Raw genomic sequence first — 20,043 nt, 5'->3', positions numbered from 1 at the left:
CCGGCCGCTGGGACCGGCCGCCCCGCCAGGCGTCGAACCGGAAGAGAGCTCGTGACCACAACACTCAGCGCGGCCGAACCTGCCGCACCACCGCGGCAGGACGCCCCGCCGCCCAGGCGCCGCGGCCGGGAGACGGCACTCACCAAGCGCACCCTGCTGCTGTTCGGCGGGCCGTTCGTGGCCCTGTTCGCGGCGATGTACATCGCGCCCATCGCCTACGCGACGGTGAGCAGCCTGTACGTCGTCAAGCGCTCGGGCCTCGGACTGACCGCGCCGACCAAGGAGTTCGACCCGCTGCACAACTTCGCGCAGGCCTTCGGGGACCACGACTTCCTCGCCGCGCTTGGCCGGGTGGGCCTGTTCGCCGTCGTCCAAGTCCCCTTGATGCTGGGCCTCGCCCTCGGCCTCGCCCTGCTCATCGACGCCAAGTCGGCCCGCGGCAAAGGGTTCTTCCGTCTCGCGTCGTTCCTGCCCTACGCGATCCCGGGCGTCAGTGCCGCCCTGGTGTGGTCGTTCATGTACTCCGCCGAATCCAGCCCGATCAACAACCTCGTCGAGCCGCTCGGCATCCAGATCCCGTTCTTCTCCAGCGGCTCGGTCCTGTGGTCGGTGGCGAACATCGTCACGTGGAGCTGGACCGGCTACAACATGATCATTATCTACAGTGCGCTGCAGCTGATCCCCGGTGAGGTCCTGGAGGCCGCGAAGATGGACGGCGCGTCCGCCCTGCGGATCGCCTGGAACATCAAGATCCCGGCCGTCCGCAGCTCACTGGTGCTCACCGCGGTCTTCTCGATCATCGGCTCCGCACAGCTCTACAACGAACCGACGGTGCTCCAGCCCATCTCCGGCGGCTCCGTCTCCTCCACGTTCACACCGATCATGTCCGCGCAGTCGGCGGTGGCGGCAGGCAACTACCACTACGCCGCCGCCCAGTCGGTGATCCTCGCCGTCGCCGTCGGCGTGCTGTCCTTCGTCTTCTTCAAGCTGACCAACCGGGGTGACAAGGCATGAGCACCACCGTGACGCGACCCGCCGCCCCGTCCGGGGCGCGCCGCACCGCCACGACGGCGCCGCGCCGGGAGACCACGGCGGCAGGCCGCGGCGTCGTCCTGACCCTGCTGCTGATCTCCACCGCGTACTTCCTCTTCCCGCTGTGGTGGCTCCTGGTCTCGGTGACCAAGCCCTTCGGCCGCCAATTCAGCGGCAGCGGACTCTGGTTCGACGGCTTCGGCCTCTTCGACAACCTCAGCCGGCTGACCGCGCAGAGCGACGGCATCTTCTGGCGCTGGATGCTCAACAGCGTCCTGTACTGCGGGATCGGCGCACTGGGCGCCACCCTGCTGTCGGCGATGGCCGGCTACCTCCTTGCCAAGTACGAATTCCGGGGCAAGGGCGCGCTGTTCGGGGCGGTCCTCGCGGCCGTACTGGTCCCGAAGATCCTCTTCACGCTGCCGCTGTACCTGATGTTCTCCGAGGTCGGCCTGATCAACAATCCCCTCGCCGTGCTGCTGCCCAGCATCGTCAGCCCGTTCGGCGTCTATCTGGCACGGGTCTTCGCCGCCCAGGCGGTGCCTGCCGAGGTGATCGAGGCCGGACGCCTCGACGGCGCGGGGGAGTTCCGCATCTTCCGGACGATCGCGTTGCCGATGATGCTGCCGGCGCTGGTGACGATCTTCCTGTTCCAGTTCGTGGAGATCTGGAACAACTACCTGCTGCCCGCGATGGTGTTGGGGGACGACCGCCTGCAGCCGGTCACCGTGGGTCTTGTCGGGTGGAACGCCGCTCATGGAGTGGCGGTTCCGGCGTCGTTGGTCGTGGTGGGTTCGCTGGTGTCGGTGGTCCCGCTGATCGTGGCGTTCCTGGCGCTGCAGCGGTTCTGGCGTGCGGGGATGACGGCGGGCGCGGTCAAGTGACGTGGGCGGCTCTCCGCTTCCGGGGATAGCGTGCTCCGATGACATGGCGAGAACCGACACATCGGACCGTGGACGGGCAGACGATCGACGGGGCCTGGTGCCACGTCTGGCGGCGCAGAGCGTGGGATGACGGGCACTTCCTCGACGATCTGATCGTTTTCGCGGACGGCGCGGTCAAGTGCGAGGAGTGGACCGACCTGCCCGGCCAGGAGAAGCTCCTGGCATCGGGCGACATCGCGATCACGGAGCCGGGAGCGCCAACGGCTCCTGCCCCACCGTCGAAGTGGCGTGCCCGATACGGCGAACCACTGACCCCGCAGGGATTCCTCCTCGAAGTCGCCGACAAGGTCGAAGAGTTGAGCGGGCGGCCCACGGCCGGGCAGCGCTGCCGGGAGGCGATCCGGCGTTTCCAGCAGGACCCCGGCGAGCCCAACCGCACCGCACTGCGAGAGGCCTACCTCGCGGTTCCACCGCACCTGCGTGTCTTCGTACTCGGCGACATGGACCACCAGGACCGCCCGCTGCGGATTCTGCTCACCGAGGTGGGGGAGGCCGTCGACGGGGACGGCCCGGTGGCGACACCGGACATGCACCAGCAGGCCCTGGACTACTTCCATCAGGTGGACCAGGCGGTCGAACGGGCGCAGGAACAGCGCGCGATGCGGTACGCCGACGATCCGGCCGAGGCGGGCCGGGCCGCCCTCACTTCGCTGGAAACGGTCTATCCGCAGGGCTGGCCGGACGCGCTCGGCCCGTTCGTCCTGCGCAACGAGTACCCGGCGCCGGTGGTGTTCGCCGGGGAAACCTACCCTTCCGTGAGCCACGGCTACTGGGCCCTGTCGGCGGCCGACCCCCTCGACCACGACCGGATACGGGACGCGCCGAGCGTTCGGGACGCGCACGAGATGGGCGGCCGGGTGGAGCGGAGAGCGGACTGGCCCAGGATGCGGCCGGCGGTGATGGACGGCTTGCTGGACGCGAAGTTCACTCAGCACCCCGAGCTCGCCGAGATCCTCCTCGCCACCGGGGACAGCGTGATCAGCTACACCGGCCTGTCGGACTCCCCGTACTGGAGGGACGCCGCTGACGGCCGCGGACGCAACTGGGTGGGCCGCCTACTGGAGTTGACCCGCGCCCGTCTCGTCGCCCGACGGGCGTTTCCGTATCGACGACAGCCACACCCGAACGAAACGGCAAGCTAGGGGCGCTGCTTCAACCGGTCGACGATCGCCCAGTCCACCACGTGTGACAGCTGGATGTACGTCTTGTCGCCGGACGCCGAAGTCCGCTCGTCCCGGAAGCCCAGGAATTCATAGGATTCCGGATCGAAGATGAGGTACTTGCCCTTCGCGAACGGACTCTTGGGGTATGAGATCCCCACCCCGGTGCGCCCGGCAGAGTCCTTCACCCCCGGAATCGCTGTGACCCCGGGCACCAGGGCCAGCGCCTCGTACGCGGCTGGACGCAGCCCCTGGGGCAGCACCGGCCACTTGAGGAGCTCGCCGAGCATGAAGTAGGCGTCGTACCAGTCGTGTTTGGTGAAGTCGCTGATCGGCTTGCTGGACGTTCCTACGCCGATGATTTTCGGGATGAGCTTCTTCGGGTCGGTCGGCAGCTTCTTCAGCTTGCTCCACTCCCGAGGCGGCCACACGCCCTCGCCCTTCTCCAAGGGCTTCTCCCAGATCACCCGGCCGAGCTCCATGGTCAAGGAGCGCTTGGAGCCGTCCACTGAGTCCCAGTTCACGTCCTCGTATGTCTTGACCGCGCCGGTCTTGCGCTCCGTCTCCTTGATGACCCGCTTCGAGTAGATGAACTGGTCGTCGCGCGGCGCCACAGTCTTCTCGTGCCTACCCGTCCGCACTGCTGCCCCGTTAAGTACCGTTGCGGCGCTGACGTTGCCCATCCGCGGGGTCTCGTCGGCGCCGCCCTCGGTGATCAGTACCGCCGTTCCCGTCACCGCCACAGCGGCCACGGCGGCTGTCGCGAGGCGGAGCGCGTGGCGGCGGCTGGGGGCGGCGTCGGTGTGCCGCTCCGCGCGCGCCATCGTGTTCAGGAGTCGGTGGCGGGCCTTCGCTCGGGCCGGTTCGGTGAGCGGGGCCGCGTCCGCGTCCCAGTCCCGCAGGAGTTCGAGTTCGTCAGTCATGGTCGGATACCTCTCGCAGTGTCGTCGGATCGGATCCGCCCAACGCTTCGCGTAGCTTGCTGCGAGCCCGGTGCAGCCGTGATCTGACCGTGCCGATGGGGACACCGAGGGCCTGGGCCACCTCCTCGTAGCCGAGACCGCCCCACGCCACCAGCAACACCACGTCCCGGTGCCGCGCGGGCAGTGCAGCCAGTGCCGCTGCCAGCTCGCGGCCTACGGCCTGTGCCCCCACCCGGGCCGCAGCACGGTCGGCCAGCGGCTCCTCGTGATCGGCCGGAGCCGGGATGCGGGCCAGGGCCTTGAAGCGGCGCGCCTCAGCCCTCCGGTGTCGGCCGACCAGATTGGTCGCTATGCCGAACAGCCAGGGCCGGGCGCCATCGCCCGTGGCCCGCGAGGGGTCGTAACGGTGCCGCTGCTGGAAAGCAGTGGTGAAGGTCTCCGCCATGAGGTCGTCGGCCGGCTCGCCGCCGAGCCTACGAGCCAGATAACGATGGACCGCTTCCGCGTATCGGTCGAAGAGCACGGCGAATGCCTCGGGCTCGTCCCGGGACCGCGCAATCACCGAGGCATCACTCTCCGCCCCCGTGCGGACGCCTGGCTCGACGGTCATCGGGGCTCCTCTCGTTCAAGGGAACATGCTTCGAAGGCTTGGGCTTTCACCTCTCCTTCGCCGCTCGCCCCCGGCGAGTTCCCTCGGGCCCCCTGGCTCCTGGAGCCTGTATCGAAAGCAGATCTCGAGCGCCGGAAGTCAGGGCTGGCTGAGGATCCCCAGGAGCCGGGTGACTTCCGTGGCGACGGCGTCGCGGGCGGGGCCGAGGTACTTGCGGGGGTCGGCGAGGTCCGGCGCCGCGGCGAGGCGTGCACGCACCGTACTGGTGAACAGCTTGTTCAGATGGGTGGATATGTTCACCTTCGTCATGCCGGCCGCGATGGCCTTGGCCAGGTCGGTGTCGCTGACACCGGATGAGCCGTGCAGGACCAGGGGGACGGCGAGGGCGGTGCGGAGCCGCTGGATGAGGGCGAAGTCGAGGGCGGCGTCGCGGGTGTGCATGGCGTGCGAGCTGCCGACGGCGACGGCGAGCGCGTCGACGGCGGTGGCGTCGGTGAACGCACGGGCCTCGTCGGGGTCGGTGCGGACACCGGGGGCATGGGCGCCGTCCTTGCCGCCGATCTCCCCGAGCTCCGCCTCGACCCAGACGTCGGCGCGGTGGCAGTACTCCGTGATGGAGCGGGTGGCGGCCACGTTCTCCTCGTACGGCAGCGTCGAGGCGTCGAACATGACGGAGGTGAAGCCGAGTTCGACGGCTTCACGGACCAGGTCGGCCGATTCGGCGTGGTCGAGGTGGACGGCTACGGGGACGTGCGCGGCGCGGGCGATCGCGAGGGTCGCCAGGGCGAGCGGGGCCAGGGCGCCGTGGTAGCGGGCGGTGTTCTCGCTGATCTGGAGGATGACGGGCCGTTGTGCGGCTTCCGCGCCGGCGACGATGGCTTCGGCGTGCTCGATCTGGACGACGTTGAAGGCGCCGACGCCCGAGCGCTGTTGGCCGGCGGCGTGGGTGATGGTGCCGGTGGGGGAGAGGGGCATGGGGCTTCTCCAGAGGAGTGGCTGCTGAACGCGTGTGGGGCGTAAGGGACTTGGCCGGGGGGAGGGTGCGGGCGTTGTACTGCGAGGGTGAGGCGTCGGGTCGCCCCAAGCACGAGCGCCCAACGCCTCGCTGCCTCGCGGCCTCACCACGAACGCGGCGCCGGTTCAGGGCGGACAGACGGGTGGCCGCGCCACCGCGATCAGGCCTGACCGTCGGCCAGGATCACGGAGCGGGTCAGGTTGCGGGGTCGGTCCGGGTCGTATCCGCGGTCCTGCGCGATGAGGACCGCAAGTCGCTGTACGAGGATCAGGTCGGCCAGCGGATCGAGTCCGCCCGCAGCCTCGGAACCGGCGACGAAGGCGCCGCCGACCTTGGCGACGTCGTCGGCCAGGCCCTGCGGAGCGGTTCCGAACAGCCACGCCACGCGGTTCGGTCCGGTGATGCTGATCGGCCCGTGCCGGTACTCCATCGCCGGATACGCCTCGGTCCAGGCGCCCGCCGCCTCACGCATCTTGAGCCCGGCCTCCAGCGCGAGCCCGTAGGACCAGCCGGTGCCGAGGAAGGTGAACTGCTCGGCGCCACGCACGTCGTCGCCGATCGGGGCGTCGACGGCGCGCTGCGCGTCCTCGATCGCACCGGCCATCGGACGCACCCCGTCCGGCAGGGCGCCCTCCGCCTCCAGATGCGCGCGGAGCAGGGCGAGGACCGAGGTGGCGAAGCGCGTCTGGACCACCGACTCCTCGTCGGCGAAGTCCAGGACGGCGACGCTGTCGGCCAGGTCCATGACGGCGGTGGCGGGATCGGCGGTGATCGCCGACGTCGCAATGGTGCCCTTGAGGCGGGCGAGCAGGTCCAGGACCTCCGTCGTGGTCCCGGACCGCGTGATGGCAAGGACCCGGTCGTAGTCACGCCCGGTCGGGAACTCGGACGCGGCGAAGGCGTCCGTCTCGCCGTGCCCGCCGGTCTCCCGCAGCTGCGCGTACGCGATGGCCATGAACCACGAGGTGCCACAGCCCACCACGGCCACGCGCTCACCGCGCCGGGGCAGGGCGGTGGAGAGCGAGTCGGCGGAAGCGGCGGCCCGGCGCCAGGTGTCCGGCTGGGAAGCGATCTCCAGGGAGGTGCGGCAGGTGTGCGGGGCGGCCATGGCGAGTGCTCCTTGGTGAGGGGACAGACGGGCGACGACGAGACGTCTCCTGCGCCTGGCACGCTGTCGTATCGACATGCATGATGTCAATAGTTGCTTGCTGGAGCACTGAAACGTGCAGAATCGAGCATAGTGAGTGTGCGAACTGTTCATGTTGAGGTTCCGTGCCTACGATCAGTGACAGGGCCGGTGGATCAGACAGGCCGGTGGATCAGACGGAGCGGGCAGGAGTCCCAGAACAATGTCCAAACGCGACCGCTGGAGCGCGCTGCTTGAACTGCTGGCCGCCGAGGGGCGGTTGGAGGTCGAGGAGGCCGCGGGCGCCCTCGACGTCTCCAGCGCCACCATCCGCAGGGACCTCGACGAACTGGCCGAGCAGCAGATGCTGGTCCGCACACGCGGCGGCGCGGTCGCCCACGGCGTCTCCTACGAACTGCCGCTGCGCTACAAGATGTCCCGGCGCGCGCCCGAGAAGCAGCGCATCGCCGCGGCGGCCGCCGACCTCATCGGCGACGGCGAGGTGGTGGGCCTCAACGGCGGTACGACCACCACCGAGGTCGCCCGGGTGCTCGCGCTACGGGTCGGCGGCAGCCGGCGGGACGGCGCCGAAGCGGGAGCCCCCGTCGCCTCCTCGCCCGCGCTGACCGTCGTCACCAACGCCCTCAACATCGCCGCCGAACTCGCCGTCCGCCCCCAGGTCAAGATCGTGTCCACCGGCGGCGTCGCCCGCCCGCAGTCCTACGAACTCGTCGGGCCGCTGACCGGTGGCGTACTGAAAGAGGTCGTGCTCGACGCCGCCGTTCTCGGAGTCGACGGGATCGACCCGCAGCTCGGCATCATGGCGCACCACGAGGACGAGGCCGGCGTCAGCAGGCTCTTCACCGAGCGGGCCAACCGCGTCATCGTCGTGACCGACTCGTCCAAGCTGGGCAAGCGCGCCTTCGCCAGAATCTGCGACCTCGACCGGGTGGACACCCTGGTCACCGACGTCAACATCTCCCCGGAATCGTCCGCACGCCTCACGGAGGCCGGCGTGAAGGTGATCGCGGTGTGACGTGAAGGAGTTGAGGCCGGGTGGCGCCCCTCTGCTGCCGGGGCGCCGCAGGTCCGGGCCGGGGCGAGGATGCTCGCGAGACGTCGCGATCCACAGAAGGCAGCGTCCATGGAGCAGGTCCCTCAGCGGATCGGACGGCCTGGGGAACGGGCCGCCGCCTCCGTACGTCCCGGTGAGCGGGCGCTTCGAGTCGACGTACTCCACCGGCGCATCGCCCCCGCATTGGCCCTGCGAGGCTTCTACCAGTCCCAGCCCGGCGCGGACCTGGACGTGGTCACGCTCTCGGACGCGAACGCGACCACGGCGATCGAGGCCGTGCCGGCAGGCGAGATCGACGCGACTTTCCGAGCCGTAGCCGCGGGCGACCTGCCCGAGGGCGTCAGCGCCGAGCGCGTCCTGGACGACCCGCTGCAACTGCTCGTCGGACCGGGCCACCCGCTCGCCTCCGCCAAGTCTTTGACCCCGGCGGACCTGACAGGGCACCGGATCTGGATCCCGGGCATCAAGCAGGGCACCGAGTGGGCGGCGTACTACGACGAGCTCACCGAGACCTTCGACCTGCGGATCGACGCGGTCGGTCCCGACGACCCACGACCTGCGGCGGATCCCGGTAGAAGGACCGACACCGGTCTACCCCCACTCATTCCTGCACCGAACGGCCAACCCGCACCCGGCCGGTGCTGGCCTCGGGAGGGAGCTGCCGACCCCCGGCTCAACGGGAGCCGGGGTCCGCTGCCCGCTGCCTCTGTCAGACGCGTTCCAGGACCACCACCGGGATTTCCCGGTCGGTCTTGCGCTGGTAATCGTCATAGGCGGGCCAAGTGGCGGCCATGGTCCGCCACATGTCCGGCTTCTCGTCCGGGCTCGCGGTACGCGCACGGGCGGTGTAGCTGTCCCCCTTCACCTGCACCTGGACCTCAGGGTTGGCTTCGAGGTTGCGGTACCACAGGGGCGGCGCGTCGGCTCCGCCGTTGGAGGCCACCACGAGCACCGCATCGCCGTAAGGCTGGTAGATCAGCGGAGTGCTGCGCTGCCGACCGCTCTTGCGGCCGATGGTGGTGAGGATCAGTACCGTGGTGCCCTGCCAATCGTGGCCTTCCACGCCATCGGTCGCTACGTAACGCTCGACGTGCTCTTTGCCGAACAGCATCTGCCGGTCTCCTTCGTGCCCGCACGCGGTCGTGCGTGTTCTCGGTGTGCTGACTCAGATCTCATACTCACCCCGAGGCTTCCCGCTGGAGTGGTGCCGCACCCGATCGTCCCGGACCCGTCCTAGGATCCGGGCGTGGCAGACATTTCGGATGAATTGATCAGGCTGGAACGCTGGGCCGAGGAAGAGCGCGCGAAGCTCGCGGGCCTTGAGGGTGAGGAGTACGCGGTGCAGAAGCGCCGGTGGCGTGAGGCGTCGACGATGGTGCAGGCAGCCATCGCGCACCATGCAAAGGCGACCGGGCAGGACAGCTCCGAGGTCGGCGATGCGGTGCGGCAGGCCGTCCGGCGTGCGAAGGAGGACCCTGCCGAGTAGCTGCAGAGCAGCTGGCGTCGAAGTCGTGAAGGCAGTGGTCGACCGGCGCGTCAGTCCTCCGCGCCGAACACCTCGCTTCCCAGCGCCGCGAGGACGCGGGCAGTGATGCGATCCACGTCGCCACGCTCGGCCTCCACAGGCCGGTCAGCGAGGGCATGGGCGCTGGCGAGGCGGCGTCGGCCCCCGGCTCGAAGTCGACCTCGCGGTGCCAGGCGAGCGTCTTGCGCAGGTGCTTTTCCAGTTCCTGGGCCAGGCGGAGTCCGTGTTCATGCAGGTGTCGGGCGCTCCGAGGCACTGTTCGTCTTCAGCGGCTCCCAGGACGCCTTCGCCACGCACCGGGAGGAGCTGGCGGGGCGCGTTGGCAGGCTTCTGCCACTCCGTCGCGCTGGTGGGCGCGGCGGGCGTCGACCCCACCGCCTTCGACGACGAGCGGCATCGCGAGTGTCGTGGAAGCGATCTCGAACCAGCCGGCAGCCGCCTGGCATGCTGATCCGAGGTGCCGGGCCCGACGTGCGGGCAAGGCCACGGGACGGGGAGGATCGCGTTGATCGTCTGGGTGAACGGTGCGTTCGGCAGCGGAAAGAGCACGCTGGTCGAGGAGTTGGGCCCGCGCTGGCCCGAAGCCCTGGTCTATGACCCGGAGATGGTCGGCTTTGTGCTGCGGGAAATCGTGGAGGTACCGACCGGTGACTTCCAGGATCTTCGGCTGTGGCGGCGGCAGGTTGCCGACCTGGCGGTGGGCCTGGTCGAGGAGTACCAGCGTCCGGTCCTGGTTCCCATGACCCTGGTCAACCCCGGCTACGTAGGCGAGATCTTCAGCGCGCTGAAGGACGCCGGCATCGACGTCCACCACTTCTTCCTCAAGGTCTCCCGCGAGGTCCTGGAGAAACGGATCGACGGGCGGACCTTCTTCCCTGACGATCCTGAGAGGGAGGAGCGGGTCCGGCGTTGGGGCAAGGACAGGATCGATGCGTGCATGGCCGCGGCGGACACGCTGCCCGGCGGCACGGTGTTCCTGGACGGCGAGTTGACCCCCCAGGAGTTGGCCGAGCAGGTGCTGGCGAGGGTCGGCCTCAGCCCAAGCGTGAATCACGCCGGGCCCATCGGATCCGGCCTGCAAGGTCGGCGCACATGACAGCAGAGTCACCGGCGCGGACTCGACTCGGCGGACGGCATGCGGACGTTCTTCGAGCTGCTGCGGACCCACGTGCAGGCCAAGGAGTTCGACCTCCGCCAGATCATCGCCGAGGGCGACGATGTGGTGCTCATCGGGCGCATGGTCTCCGAGGTCAAGAAGACGGGCCGCGACATCGACACCGCGTTCGCCCTGCACACCACGGTCCGGGACGGGCGGATCACCCGCTACCACCTCTACGAGGACACCTACGCCGTCGCCAGGGCCTGCTTCGACGACTGACGGTCTCCGGCGGGCTCGCTCAGACTCGCCTTCCGTCACCGCAAAGCCCCACGCCCGCGCTGTTCTGCTGATGGCTAAGCTCGGCCCGGCCGGGCTCGACGATCACTACCGTCCCGTCTCATGACGACGATGACGACGATTACGACGCACACGGTCGAATACCCGGCCGACGGTCTGACGATGATCGGGCACCTCGCGCTCCCCGCCGGTGTCGACCGCCGGCCCGCAGTCCTGATCGGGCCCGAGGGGCCGGGCCTGAACGACTTCCAGCGCCGCCGGGCCGACGCCCTCGCCGAACTGGGGTACGTGGCCCTGGCCTTCGACATCAACGGCGGGCGCTGGTTCACCGACCCACAGGAGATGCTGGCGCACGTGACCCCGCTGCTCGCCGACCCCGACCGGATGCGGGGCATCGGCCACGCGGCACTCGACGTGCTGCGCGCCGAACCGCGAACCGACCCCGACCGGATCGCCGCCATCGGCTACGGCACCGGGGGCGCAATCGCGCTGGAACTCGGGCGCGACGGCGTCGACTTGCAGGTGATCGGGACGGTCAACGCACTGACCACGGGCCGACCGGGCGAGGCGGCGCGCATCCGTTGCCCCGTGTGGGCCGGGGTCGGATCGGAGGACCCGATCATGCCGCCCGCGCAACGGGACGCCTTCGCCGCCGAGATGCAGGCCGCGGGCGTCGACTGGCGCCTCATGGTCTACGGCGGAGCCCTGCACGCCTTCCATCACCCGCCGGTCGACCACGAGCAGACCGTGCTCCCCGGCGTCGGCCACCACCCGCAGCATGCGCAACGAGCCTGGCGCGACGTCGTCGACCTGCTCGCCGAGTGTCTGCCCGTGACGGAGTGAGCCAGAGCCTCAGGGCAGCCATCGCCAGAAGGGCAGGCTAGGCCGTGGTGACCCGATCCAGTCGTTCGCGGAGGTCGGCGGCGAACTCCTCGGCCCGCGCCAGTTGCGTACGCAGCTTCTCCGTCTGCTCGGACGCGCTCTGCTCGTAGGCGCGCACGCGCTCCAGCAGGGCCTCCCGCTCGTCGGCCGCCAGTTCCTCGCCGGAGTCGAGGCGGTCGGTGGCGTCCAGCAGGTCGCGCATCTGGTCGAGGGTGAAGCCGAGCGGCTTCATGCGGCGGATGACCATGAGGCGGGCGACGTCGGCCTCGGTGTAGAGGCGGAAGCCGCCCTGGGAGCGGGCGGACGGGATGACCAGGCCGGTCTCCTCGTAGTGCCGGATGGTGCGCAGCGAAAGCTCGGTCCGCGTGGCGACCTCGCCGATCTGCATGTGCTCGCCGCTCACGCGGACACCCTTCTCTCCTGTCGCCAAGGCCACAGGCGGCCGGCGTCGATCTCTACCGTAACGTTAGGTTAGAGTACGTGTTCGCCGGGGGCGGCTCCAAGCTGTCCCCGCGTCACGGTGCGGGATGGATCGACTCCCTCACCGTCAGCCGTGTCGGGGCCGATGATGCCCCCGGCGAAGCCCGATGCCTGCAGGAGAGAGCGTGCGCATGCCTCAGACGCCCAGCGCCGCCGCCTGCCCGCCGTGAACCTTCGCCCCTGAAGCAGCCGCGCGCACTCCCGCTCGCGCCCGCTGCCGCCTTCTGACTTCAGCCCGCACCCGTACGTGGGCTTCGCAGATGGCCACCCCGGCCATCCGGCGCCTTCCGCACGCCCCCGACGACGGCCGGGTGTGCCCGAGCACGACAGGTACTCGTCTTGTCCACGTCCGCACTGTCCCCGGCCGCGCGCCTGCGCGGTCTGCGCCCCGACTGGCTGAACGACCCGAAGGTCTGGCGCACCGAGATCCTGGCCGGCCTCGTCGTCGCCCTCGCGCTGATCCCCGAGGCGATCTCGTTCTCGATCATCGCCGGGGTCGACCCCGCGATCGGCCTGTTCGCGTCCTTCACCATGGCCGTCACCATCTCCATCGTCGGCGGTCGCCGCGCGATGATCTCGGCGGCGACCGGCGCCGTCGCCCTGGTCATCGCCCCGCTCAACCGCGAACACGGCCTGGGCTACCTGGTCGCAGCGGTCATCCTGGCCGGCGTCTTCCAGATCGTCCTCGGATTGCTCGGCGTCGCCAAGCTGATGCGGTTCCTGCCCCGCTCGGTGATGGTCGGCTTCGTCAACTCCCTCGCCATCCTCGTCTTCGTGGCCCAGGTCCCGGAGATGCATGACGTGCCCTGGCCCGTCTACCCGCTGCTCGCCGGCGGCCTCGCGCTCATGGTGTTCTTCCCGAAGGTCACCAAGGTGATCCCGGCGCCGCTCGTCTCCATCGTCGTCCTCACCGTGATCACGGTCGCCGCGGGCATCGCGGTGCCGACGGTCGGCGACAAGGGCGAGCTGCCGTCGTCTCTCCCGGTGCCGGGCCTGCCCGATGTGCCCTTCACCCTGGACACCCTGACCACGATCGCGCCGTACGCCCTCGCCATGGCGCTGGTCGGTCTGATGGAGTCCCTGATGACGGCCAAGCTGGTCGACGACATCACCGACACCCACTCCTCGAAGACCCGCGAGTCCATCGGCCAGGGCATCGCCAACATCGTCACCGGCTTCTTCGGCGGCATGGGCGGCTGCGCCATGATCGGCCAGACGATGATCAACGTAAAGGTGTCCGGCGCCCGCACCCGCCTGTCCACCTTCCTGGCGGGGGCGTTCCTGATGGTGCTGTGCATCGTCTTCGGCCCGGTCGTCTCCGACATCCCCATGGCCGCCCTCGTCGCCGTGATGGTGATGGTGTGCTTCGCGACCTTCGACTGGCACTCCATCGCCCCCAAGACCCTCAAGCGGATGCCCGCGGGGGAGATCGCCGTCATGGTCATCACGGTCGTCTGCGTGGTCGCCACCGGCAACCTCGCCATCGGCGTCGTCGTCGGCTCCGTCACCGCCATGGTCATCTTCGCCAAGCGCGTCGCCCACCTCGCCAACGTCACCGCGGTCACGGACCCGGACGGCGGCACCGTGGTCTACTCCGTGACCGGCGAGCTCTTCTTCGCCTCCTCCAACGACCTCGTCGGCCAGTTCAACTACGCCACCGACCCCGACAAGGTCGTCATCGACCTCACGGCGGCCCACATCTGGGACGCCTCGTCCGTGTCCGCACTGGACGCCATCGAGGCGAAGTACGCCCAGCGCGGCAAGCAGGTCGAGATCATCGGCCTGAACAGCCCGAGCGCCCAGATCCACGAAAAGCTCAGCGGCGAACTCACGGGCAGCCACTGACGAATCGGCCCTCGTGCTTGTAGGTCGCTAGTGGCGAGGGCATTGCCATCGGCCGGCTCGGGGGCCATCTAGCCTGGCTTGGACCCAGGTACGGGTGCCTCCGTCCTGCGGACCCGCAAGTTCCGCAACGTCGCGCAGGGCCGTCAGAAGGTCGTGGGCATGGTGGGCCCTGGTCACTACCTGCGCATCGCCCCGACGAGCGGTTCACGTCCGGCCTGGGGCGGACGCCGGCTGATTCGACGGGCCGACTCGGGATGGGGCCCTCCTCGACTTGATAGGCAAGTGAGCATTTGCCTATCCTGGGGTCGTGGCCGACGACCTCTTCAAAGCCTTGGCCGACCCCACCCGCCGCATCATCCTCGACGAGCTCACGGAGGAGTCCGGGCAGACACTGTTCGAGATCTGCTCGCGGCTGAGCATGAAGCATCAGCTGGGCATCTCGCGCCAGGGAGTCTCCCAGCACCTTGCCGTGCTGGAAGCTGCCGGGCTCGTCGAGACGAGGCGGGAGGGCCGCTACAAGTTCCACGACCTGCATACGGCCCCGCTGCGGCAGATCGCCGAGCGATGGCCCGTGCCCGAAACCTCCGGACCGCAGGAGAGCACCCCATGAAGATCCACCTGACCAGCGTCTTTGTCGACGACCAGGCCACGGCCCTGAGCTTCTACACCGACATCCTCGGCTTCGTGAAGAAGCACGACGTTCCGGTGGGCGAGAAGGACCGGTGGCTGACCGTCGTGTCGCCCGACGAGCCCGGCGGCACCGAACTCCTCCTGGAGCCCGCAGGACACCCGGCCGTCAAGACGTACCGCGACGCGCTCGTCCAGGACGGCATCCCGCTCGCACAGTTCGCCGTCGACGACGTACAGGCGGAGTACGAGCGCATGCAGGGCCTCGGCGTCCGCTTCACCCAGGAGCCCCTGGAGATGGGCCCCGTCACCACCGCAGTCTTCGACGACACCTGCGGCAACCTGATCCAGATCGCGACGCAGCCGCAGTAGGCGCGCCCGGCTTCGGGCGGGGCTCGGCCACGGCTCAGTCGGTAGCCGGGCCGTAGTGCGCGGCGATGTCCTTGGCGGAGGCCCACCGGCTGTACGTCGGATCCTGCGGCCAACCGTCGGGCGAGTCCTGCCACTCCTCCTGCCGCCCGTACGGCAACACGTCGATCAGCGGGAAGGTGTGGCTGAGTTGCTCGGTGCCACGGCCGTTGGTGTGCCAGGTGCGATAGACCGTGTCGCCGTCGCGCAGAAACACATTGACGGCGAATCCTCCGCCGGGCGGTGCGCCGACATCGGTACCGAACGGGCTGTTCGCGGTGGAATACCAGGTCATCTGGTTCCCGACCCGCCGCTTATAGGCGAGTGCCTCGTCGATCGGGCCCTGGGTGACGATGACGAACCGGGCATCGTAATTGTCCAGGAATTCCAACCGGGTGAACTGCGAGGTGAACCCCGTACAGCCCGGGCACTGCCATTGCTCGCCGGGAAACCACATGTGGTTGTAGACGATCAGCTGCCGCTTGCCTTCGAAGATGTCCACCAGCCGAATCGGTCCGTCTTCGCCCTCAAGGGTGTAGTCGGGCATCCTGACCATCGGCAGACGGCGGCGCTGGGCGGCGATCGCGTCGAGTTCCCGGGTCGCGGCTTTCTCCCGGGCGCGCACGGCGTCGAGCTCATGCTGCCAGGTGTCGGCGTCGACGACGGGAGGTAGTGCGTTGGCGCTCATGGTCCCTCACTGATCCTGTGTGCAGCTTTCGGTGTGTGGGTGTAGACCTCGTCCGGTCGTCGAACTCATCGGTGGCTGGTCATTTCCACCGGGGCAATCCGGACCGCCAGTTTCCGTGATCCCGGTGGCCACATCTGGGAGATCGCCGCGTTGGAGGCGCATCTGCGCTCGCCCGAGTACCTGGAACCTGGCGGTGTGATCACCACGGCACCGTGGAGTTCCTGTGCGGGTCGAGCGAAGCCGGATCGGGGGCTTGGAGTGCTGCCGTTGGTGTGAGGCATGATGCTGGCATGAATGATCATCGGGGGCAGTACCAACAACATGCTCAGCAACAAGCACCGTATGGCGGCCAGGCACCACAAGCGCCGCATCCCTACGCGCAGCAAGCGCCCTACGGGCAACCCGCGCCTTACGGGCAACCCACACCCTACGGAGAGCCCGCGGCGTACGGAACGCCGAACTCCGCAGCCTGGACGCCTGCTTCAGGGCAGACACCGTCGAGCCGGCTGCCGACCCTGGCAGGGGAAGCACGCCGATACCTCGCAGTGACCGTCGACCTGATAGTCGCCCTGTACGGCGCGGTGGCAATCGCCGACCTGGTCCCGGAGACCAGCCCATGGTGGACCTTGTACGCCCTGATACCGGTGGTGTCCTTCACCAACCAGTGCGTCCTGACGGTGCTGTTCCGCGGCAGTGTCGGCAAGCTGCTCTTCGGCATCCGCGTGATGCGCGCAGCTGACGCCGGCCGCCCCGGCCCGATCCGCGCCCTGAACCGCTGGCTCGCCGGCCTGTGCTGGCTGCCGCTGCAGCCCTGGTACTGGCTCCGGGAGAACTTCGGCGGCAGCACGGAGTACTCGGTGAAGAAGAGCTGGACCGGCGAGCTCTACGACACGGACATCGCCGGACTCCGCTCCGTACGCCGTAAGGACCTCGCCGCCTGGCAGCGGGGTCACTGAGCTGGACCGGCCCGGGCTGCACACCCGGGCCGCACAGCAAGACTCGACGGCCCGCCGCCCTCCCGGGCAGCGGGCCGTGTCGGCCCTGAATAAGGCTGAAAGCCACTCAACCGCCCTGTGGGCGGGCAACCTTCGCGCACACCGTCCGGGTCCCTCCCGTCGATCGTCATCAACGAGAGGGACGGCACATGACAAACCGTACGATGAGAGTCGGTTTGGCGGCCACGGTGGCGGCAGCAGCCATGACTGCCGCGTCGTTCACAGCGCCCGCCGTAGCGGACCCCGCTAACGCGCCCGCCCCCGCCGGCGACCAGGCGAGAGACCGCCACCGGTCGACCCAGCAGGCCATGGACGCCGCCGTCAAGGACGGCGTGCCCGGAGTGACCGGCCAGGCGATCGACAAGTACGGGACCTGGAACGGCACTTCGGGCGTCGGAAACCTGAAGACCCAGCAGCCGCGCGGCGCCAAGGACCGCTACCGCGTCGCCAGCACCATCAAGACCTTCGTGTCGACCGTGCTGCTCCAGCTGGAAGCGGAGGGGCAGATCCGCGGCGGGCGAGATGATCTCCGACTCGGCGGATCTGAACCGCTTCTTCACGGCGCTGATGCGCGGCCAACTGCTGCCGAAGAAGCAGCTGGACGAGATGACGACAACGGTCCCGATGGACGAGGGAAACCCAGACCTCCGTTACGGTCTCGGCCTCCGGCAGTCCAAGGCGAGCTGCGGCAAGGAAATCTGGGCACACGGCGGCAGCTTCCACGGCACGGTCGCGGTCGGGGTGACGACCCGCGACGGCAGCCACGCACTGGCGGTCAACTTCCGGCCGGGCGAAGTAGCGGGTGGCCTGCAGGTTGACCGGTGAGACGGCCTCGCCGGTGGACAGTATGGGCAGCATTTCCAGGAAGTCTCGGGCAGTCGGCCCGACCGGGATGGGGCGGCTGTCGGGAGTGTGCGCCGCCAGTTCGGCGACGCGTCCCGCTACCTCTCGAAGCTACGGGACTCACCCCGCCAGCTCCGCGAGCCACGGATGCCCGGGGTGGATGAGCTCGAGCCACCCGCGGAGGGCATCCCGCCGTGCCCGGCCCAGCAGCGGCAGCACCCCCTCGAAGTCCGCCTGATCCTTGGGCCGTTGTGCCTTCGCCTTGAACAGCAGCACCAACTCCGGTACCAGGTACGGCACCCCGTCCTGCGTTCGCTCGGTGATCGCGCCGTACGGCAGGCGCAGCTTCTCGTCCCTTCGGCAGATCCACGTCCCGCCCTCGTGCGGCTCACGGAAGACGTCGAACAGGAACTGACCGCTCGCCGGATCGCGCAGCCAAGTCTGGTGCGTGGCCGCCAGCACGTCCGCTCCCGCCTCTGGCCAGACCCGCCCCGAACCGACCGCGTCAAACACGTACTCGGGAAAGCGGTTCTGGATCTCCGGGAACCCCGCCGCGGGCACGGCGATTTCCAGATCCCCGTGCGGCCGCGACTGTTCCCCGCGGAACAGGTCCAGCGCCCACCCCGCCGCGACGCACCAGGACGTACCGACCCCGTCCAAGCGCTCCGCGACTTGTTCCGGACGCCAGGCGTCCACCCAACGGGCCTCCAATTCGTCCGCGGTGAGCACAGTGCCGCCGGGCGGCAGGGATTCGGGCATCGGCCCAACCTACTAGAGGCTCAAGCCGGCTGAGCCCGGCGTGACCGGTGGCTGGTGTGAACGGCGACGGCGCCCACCGACGCCGTAGTGATGAGGGCAATGGCAAACCATTGGAGTGTCGAGAGCCGTTCGCCGAGAAGCAGCAGGCCCGCAAGACCGGCCGCGACGGGCTCCAGACTTTGCAGGACACCAACGACCCCGGCGGGCAGCCGGCGAAGCGCCGTCAGTTCCAGGGAGTAGGGGAGCGCTGCGGACAACAGGGCCACCAGCAGTGCGAGTGCCAGAGCTTGGGGCTGCACGAGCCGGGTGGTACCGCTCTGCGCCACGGCGAAGGGCAGCGTCAGGAACGCCGCCCAGAGCACGGCCAGCGCGAGAGGTTCTCCCCCTGACATCCGTGCGCCGGCTCTCTGACTGAGCAGCAGATACGCGCCCATGGAGACGGCTGCTGCCACGGCGAAGGCCAGACCGGTCATGGACAGCGGGTCCGAAGAGGAGGATCCGGGAAGCATGAAGCATGCGATCCCCGCCGCCGCGAGCAGACCCCACATCGCGTCGCGTGGGCGGCGAGAGGTCACCAGGGACACGGCCAGGGGACCCGTCAGCTGAATCGTCATCGCAACGCCCAGGGGCATGCGCTCCATGGCCAGGTAGACGAGGTTCATGCCCGCGATCGCCGTCCCGAAGGCGAGAATCAGCAGGCGGCTCTCCCGGTCTGCGGGCAGACGGCGTGTACGGCGCGTACGGCTCGGACGCCACACCATCAGCAGGAGTAGGGCAGCGAGCGACAGCCGCAGTCCGACGGCCCCCATGGGACCTCCGACGACGCCGATCAGCTGCTTGCCGAGCGCTTGGCCGGTCTGGACGCTGACCACGCTGCCCAGTACGAGGGCCGGTGCCGGGAAAGAAGGACGGTGTCGGCGAGCTCCGGGGGCGACCTGCCACCTGGCGAGCCGACGCTCAGGTCCGGAGCGTGCCCTGCTCACACCCACGCCTCTCCGTGCCGAAGGCCACGCCCCACGTCGTATCCCGGGCGGCCTGGTCGAGCCCCGCGACGACCAACCGTGACGCGGCCGGCCGGAAGGGCTCGTGCCACACCCGCAGGAGACCGCACACACAACGCGCGTACACGACGGTTCCGTCGGAGACGGAATGACGGGAGACGACGTTTTCGGACCGCTCCGCAGGCCAGCCGCACGCGGGGCACGCTCGTTCGCTTGTTTCAGGATGCTCATGCTCGTGCTCAGCCATGGCCCCATCTTTCGCGGCCGCGAACATGCACGTCCATCGCAAAAAGCGGCATGAAATCGTGTTGCATTACTGCATGGTTGATCTCGGTCTCCTGCAGACGTTCCGCGTACTTCAAGCGCAGGGCACGGTGACAGCGGCGGCCCAGGCGTTGCATCTCTCGCCGTCCGCCGTCTCTCAGCAGCTGAGGCAGCTGTCGCGCCAGGTCGGGACGGAACTCCTCGAACCGGAGGGGCGGCGCCTGCGCCTGACTGCCGCGGGGCACGTGCTGCTCGGTCACGCGGACACCCTGTGCGCCCAGTGGGAGGAGGCGCGCGCCGAACTGGCCCGGCACGGCGCCGAGTCGCATCGAACGCTGCGCCTCGCCGGTTGTGGAACGTCTTGATATTCCCCAGGGCTGGGGTCACGTAATTCCCCAGCCCCTCGCGTGATCGGGCTCTATTTGGTCAGGACTTGCCGGGCTTG

Annotated in this window: 21 protein-coding genes and 4 pseudogenes; 16 read left to right on the top strand and 9 right to left on the bottom strand. The window is 69.1% G+C overall.

The window, feature by feature from the left end; genetic code table 11:
* The first annotated feature begins 51 nt into the window (after nt 1–51).
* The 3 genes from AB0O76_RS38285 to AB0O76_RS38275 are packed head-to-tail and all read left to right on the top strand — an operon-like array spanning nt 52 to nt 3,118.
* A complete protein-coding gene (locus tag AB0O76_RS38285) occupies nt 52–1,014 on the top strand; it encodes a sugar ABC transporter permease (protein ID WP_365501356.1) in 963 nt (320 codons plus the stop codon).
* The gene (locus AB0O76_RS38280; RefSeq protein WP_365501354.1) at nt 1,011–1,916 is read left to right on the top strand and encodes a carbohydrate ABC transporter permease; all 906 of its coding nucleotides are present in this window, start codon (nt 1,011–1,013) and stop codon (nt 1,914–1,916) included. The genes AB0O76_RS38285 and AB0O76_RS38280 overlap by 4 nt, the downstream gene beginning before the upstream one ends.
* A 38-nt stretch (nt 1,917–1,954) precedes the next feature.
* Nucleotides 1,955–3,118: an NADAR family protein gene (locus tag AB0O76_RS38275; protein WP_365501352.1), complete on the top strand. Its 1,164-nt coding sequence runs from the start codon at nt 1,955–1,957 to the stop codon at nt 3,116–3,118.
* Here AB0O76_RS38275 and AB0O76_RS38270 read toward each other — a convergent pair.
* The 4 genes from AB0O76_RS38270 to AB0O76_RS38255 all read right to left on the bottom strand — a co-directional run bounded on the left by AB0O76_RS38270 (nt 3,115) and on the right by AB0O76_RS38255 (nt 6,792).
* Complete coding sequence (locus AB0O76_RS38270) at nt 3,115–4,059, bottom strand: CU044_5270 family protein (RefSeq protein WP_365501350.1); 945 nt, start codon at nt 4,057–4,059, stop codon at nt 3,115–3,117. The genes AB0O76_RS38275 and AB0O76_RS38270 overlap by 4 nt on opposite strands.
* Entirely contained in the window at nt 4,052–4,669 is a 618-nt protein-coding gene (locus tag AB0O76_RS38265) for an RNA polymerase sigma factor (protein ID WP_365501348.1), read from the bottom strand. Before AB0O76_RS38265 ends, AB0O76_RS38270 begins: the two co-directional genes overlap by 8 nt.
* Nucleotides 4,670–4,807: 138 nt before the next feature.
* Nucleotides 4,808–5,644, bottom strand: coding sequence for a class II fructose-bisphosphate aldolase (locus AB0O76_RS38260; RefSeq protein ID WP_365501347.1), 837 nt, complete (start codon nt 5,642–5,644; stop codon nt 4,808–4,810).
* Nucleotides 5,645–5,844: 200 nt separating this feature from the next.
* Entirely contained in the window at nt 5,845–6,792 is a 948-nt protein-coding gene (locus AB0O76_RS38255; protein WP_365501345.1) for a sugar isomerase, read from the bottom strand.
* 241 nt (nt 6,793–7,033) lie between these two features.
* Between AB0O76_RS38255 and AB0O76_RS38250 the strand changes: the two genes are divergently transcribed.
* A complete protein-coding gene (locus AB0O76_RS38250; protein WP_365501343.1) occupies nt 7,034–7,846 on the top strand; it encodes a DeoR/GlpR family DNA-binding transcription regulator in 813 nt (270 codons plus the stop codon).
* Between the two features lie 144 nt (nt 7,847–7,990).
* Nucleotides 7,991–8,519, top strand: a pseudogene (locus tag AB0O76_RS38245) (LysR substrate-binding domain-containing protein); the annotation flags it as partial.
* A 75-nt stretch (nt 8,520–8,594) separates the two neighbouring features.
* On the opposite strand, the gene AB0O76_RS38240 reads toward AB0O76_RS38245, so the two are convergent.
* Nucleotides 8,595–8,996 carry a nitroreductase family deazaflavin-dependent oxidoreductase gene (locus AB0O76_RS38240; RefSeq protein ID WP_365501341.1) on the bottom strand — a complete coding sequence of 134 codons (402 nt, stop codon included), beginning with the start codon at nt 8,994–8,996 and terminating at the stop codon, nt 8,595–8,597.
* A 135-nt stretch (nt 8,997–9,131) separates the two neighbouring features.
* Between AB0O76_RS38240 and AB0O76_RS38235 the strand changes: the two genes are divergently transcribed.
* The 4 genes and pseudogenes from AB0O76_RS38235 (at nt 9,132) to AB0O76_RS38220 (ending at nt 11,649) form a co-directional block, all read left to right on the top strand.
* Entirely contained in the window at nt 9,132–9,371 is a 240-nt protein-coding gene (locus tag AB0O76_RS38235; RefSeq protein WP_365501339.1) for a hypothetical protein, read from the top strand.
* Nucleotides 9,372–9,915: 544 nt separating this feature from the next.
* Nucleotides 9,916–10,506: an AAA family ATPase gene (locus tag AB0O76_RS38230; RefSeq protein ID WP_365501337.1), complete on the top strand. Its 591-nt coding sequence runs from the start codon at nt 9,916–9,918 to the stop codon at nt 10,504–10,506.
* A gap of 36 nt (nt 10,507–10,542) precedes the next feature.
* A pseudogene (locus AB0O76_RS38225) lies at nt 10,543–10,788 on the top strand (nuclear transport factor 2 family protein); the annotation flags it as partial.
* Nucleotides 10,789–10,917: 129 nt separating this feature from the next.
* Nucleotides 10,918–11,649: a dienelactone hydrolase family protein gene (locus AB0O76_RS38220; RefSeq protein WP_365501466.1), complete on the top strand. Its 732-nt coding sequence runs from the start codon at nt 10,918–10,920 to the stop codon at nt 11,647–11,649.
* Nucleotides 11,650–11,686: 37 nt separating this feature from the next.
* Here AB0O76_RS38220 and AB0O76_RS38215 read toward each other — a convergent pair whose 3' ends face one another.
* On the bottom strand, nt 11,687–12,091 hold the full coding sequence (locus AB0O76_RS38215; RefSeq protein WP_365501335.1) for a MerR family transcriptional regulator: 405 nt from the start codon (nt 12,089–12,091) through the stop codon (nt 11,687–11,689).
* A 416-nt stretch (nt 12,092–12,507) separates the two neighbouring features.
* Here AB0O76_RS38215 and AB0O76_RS38210 point away from each other — a divergent pair, with 416 nt between their 5' ends.
* The 3 genes from AB0O76_RS38210 to AB0O76_RS38200 all read left to right on the top strand — a co-directional run bounded on the left by AB0O76_RS38210 (nt 12,508) and on the right by AB0O76_RS38200 (nt 15,012).
* On the top strand, nt 12,508–14,013 hold the full coding sequence (locus tag AB0O76_RS38210; protein WP_365501333.1) for a SulP family inorganic anion transporter: 1,506 nt from the start codon (nt 12,508–12,510) through the stop codon (nt 14,011–14,013).
* A gap of 307 nt (nt 14,014–14,320) precedes the next feature.
* A complete protein-coding gene (locus AB0O76_RS38205) occupies nt 14,321–14,623 on the top strand; it encodes a metalloregulator ArsR/SmtB family transcription factor (RefSeq protein ID WP_365501331.1) in 303 nt (100 codons plus the stop codon).
* Nucleotides 14,620–15,012, top strand: coding sequence for a VOC family protein (locus AB0O76_RS38200; protein WP_365501329.1), 393 nt, complete (start codon nt 14,620–14,622; stop codon nt 15,010–15,012). Before AB0O76_RS38205 ends, AB0O76_RS38200 begins: the two co-directional genes overlap by 4 nt.
* 34 nt (nt 15,013–15,046) lie before the next feature.
* On the opposite strand, the gene AB0O76_RS38195 is transcribed toward AB0O76_RS38200, so the two are convergent.
* The gene (locus AB0O76_RS38195; protein WP_365501327.1) at nt 15,047–15,736 is read right to left on the bottom strand and encodes a DUF899 family protein; all 690 of its coding nucleotides are present in this window, start codon (nt 15,734–15,736) and stop codon (nt 15,047–15,049) included.
* Nucleotides 15,737–16,026: 290 nt separating this feature from the next.
* Here AB0O76_RS38195 and AB0O76_RS38190 point away from each other — a divergent pair, with 290 nt between their 5' ends.
* From AB0O76_RS38190 to AB0O76_RS38180, 3 genes and pseudogenes are all read left to right on the top strand, one after another.
* Nucleotides 16,027–16,692: an RDD family protein gene (locus tag AB0O76_RS38190; protein ID WP_365501325.1), complete on the top strand. Its 666-nt coding sequence runs from the start codon at nt 16,027–16,029 to the stop codon at nt 16,690–16,692.
* 188 nt (nt 16,693–16,880) lie between these two features.
* Nucleotides 16,881–17,180, top strand: a pseudogene (locus AB0O76_RS38185) (peptidase); the annotation flags it as partial.
* A 73-nt stretch (nt 17,181–17,253) separates the two neighbouring features.
* Nucleotides 17,254–17,556 (top strand): serine hydrolase, encoded by a 303-nt coding sequence (locus AB0O76_RS38180; protein WP_365501323.1) that lies wholly within the window; start codon nt 17,254–17,256, stop codon nt 17,554–17,556.
* 138 nt (nt 17,557–17,694) lie between these two features.
* On the opposite strand, the gene AB0O76_RS38175 is transcribed toward AB0O76_RS38180, so the two are convergent.
* Both AB0O76_RS38175 and AB0O76_RS38170 read right to left on the bottom strand, forming a co-directional pair.
* Nucleotides 17,695–18,333: a hypothetical protein gene (locus AB0O76_RS38175; protein WP_365501321.1), complete on the bottom strand. Its 639-nt coding sequence runs from the start codon at nt 18,331–18,333 to the stop codon at nt 17,695–17,697.
* 20 nt (nt 18,334–18,353) lie between these two features.
* Complete coding sequence (locus tag AB0O76_RS38170) at nt 18,354–19,205, bottom strand: EamA family transporter (RefSeq protein ID WP_365501319.1); 852 nt, start codon at nt 19,203–19,205, stop codon at nt 18,354–18,356.
* Nucleotides 19,206–19,654: 449 nt separating this feature from the next.
* On the opposite strand from AB0O76_RS38170, the pseudogene AB0O76_RS38165 reads away from it, so the two are divergent.
* Nucleotides 19,655–19,909, top strand: a pseudogene (locus AB0O76_RS38165) (LysR family transcriptional regulator); the annotation flags it as partial.
* Nucleotides 19,910–20,043: the final 134 nt, after the last annotated feature.

This window comes from Streptomyces sp. NPDC086554, from assembly GCF_040686095.1.
Lineage (GTDB): Bacteria > Actinomycetota > Actinomycetes > Streptomycetales > Streptomycetaceae > Streptomyces.
Note: the sequence above shows the minus strand (reverse complement) of the source record. Positions and strands in the feature narration are given on the sequence as shown.

Bases quoted from the DNA above. Each gene is read 5' to 3' on its own strand.
- AB0O76_RS38220 (WP_365501466.1), top strand. From the start codon at position 10,918: ATGACGACGATTACGACGCACACGGTCGAATACCCGGCCGACGGTCTG.
- AB0O76_RS38250 (WP_365501343.1), top strand. From the start codon at position 7,034: ATGTCCAAACGCGACCGCTGGAGCGCGCTGCTTGAACTGCTGGCCGCC.
- AB0O76_RS38200 (WP_365501329.1), top strand. From the start codon at position 14,620: ATGAAGATCCACCTGACCAGCGTCTTTGTCGACGACCAGGCCACGGCC.
- AB0O76_RS38175 (WP_365501321.1), bottom strand. From the start codon at position 18,333: ATGCCCGAATCCCTGCCGCCCGGCGGCACTGTGCTCACCGCGGACGAA.
- AB0O76_RS38190 (WP_365501325.1), top strand. From the start codon at position 16,027: ATGAATGATCATCGGGGGCAGTACCAACAACATGCTCAGCAACAAGCA.
- AB0O76_RS38195 (WP_365501327.1), bottom strand. From the start codon at position 15,736: ATGAGCGCCAACGCACTACCTCCCGTCGTCGACGCCGACACCTGGCAG.
- AB0O76_RS38255 (WP_365501345.1), bottom strand. From the start codon at position 6,792: ATGGCCGCCCCGCACACCTGCCGCACCTCCCTGGAGATCGCTTCCCAG.
- AB0O76_RS38270 (WP_365501350.1), bottom strand. From the start codon at position 4,059: ATGACTGACGAACTCGAACTCCTGCGGGACTGGGACGCGGACGCGGCC.
- AB0O76_RS38180 (WP_365501323.1), top strand. From the start codon at position 17,254: ATGATCTCCGACTCGGCGGATCTGAACCGCTTCTTCACGGCGCTGATG.
- AB0O76_RS38275 (WP_365501352.1), top strand. From the start codon at position 1,955: ATGACATGGCGAGAACCGACACATCGGACCGTGGACGGGCAGACGATC.
- AB0O76_RS38240 (WP_365501341.1), bottom strand. From the start codon at position 8,996: ATGCTGTTCGGCAAAGAGCACGTCGAGCGTTACGTAGCGACCGATGGC.
- AB0O76_RS38260 (WP_365501347.1), bottom strand. From the start codon at position 5,644: ATGCCCCTCTCCCCCACCGGCACCATCACCCACGCCGCCGGCCAACAG.
- AB0O76_RS38265 (WP_365501348.1), bottom strand. From the start codon at position 4,669: ATGACCGTCGAGCCAGGCGTCCGCACGGGGGCGGAGAGTGATGCCTCG.
- AB0O76_RS38280 (WP_365501354.1), top strand. From the start codon at position 1,011: ATGAGCACCACCGTGACGCGACCCGCCGCCCCGTCCGGGGCGCGCCGC.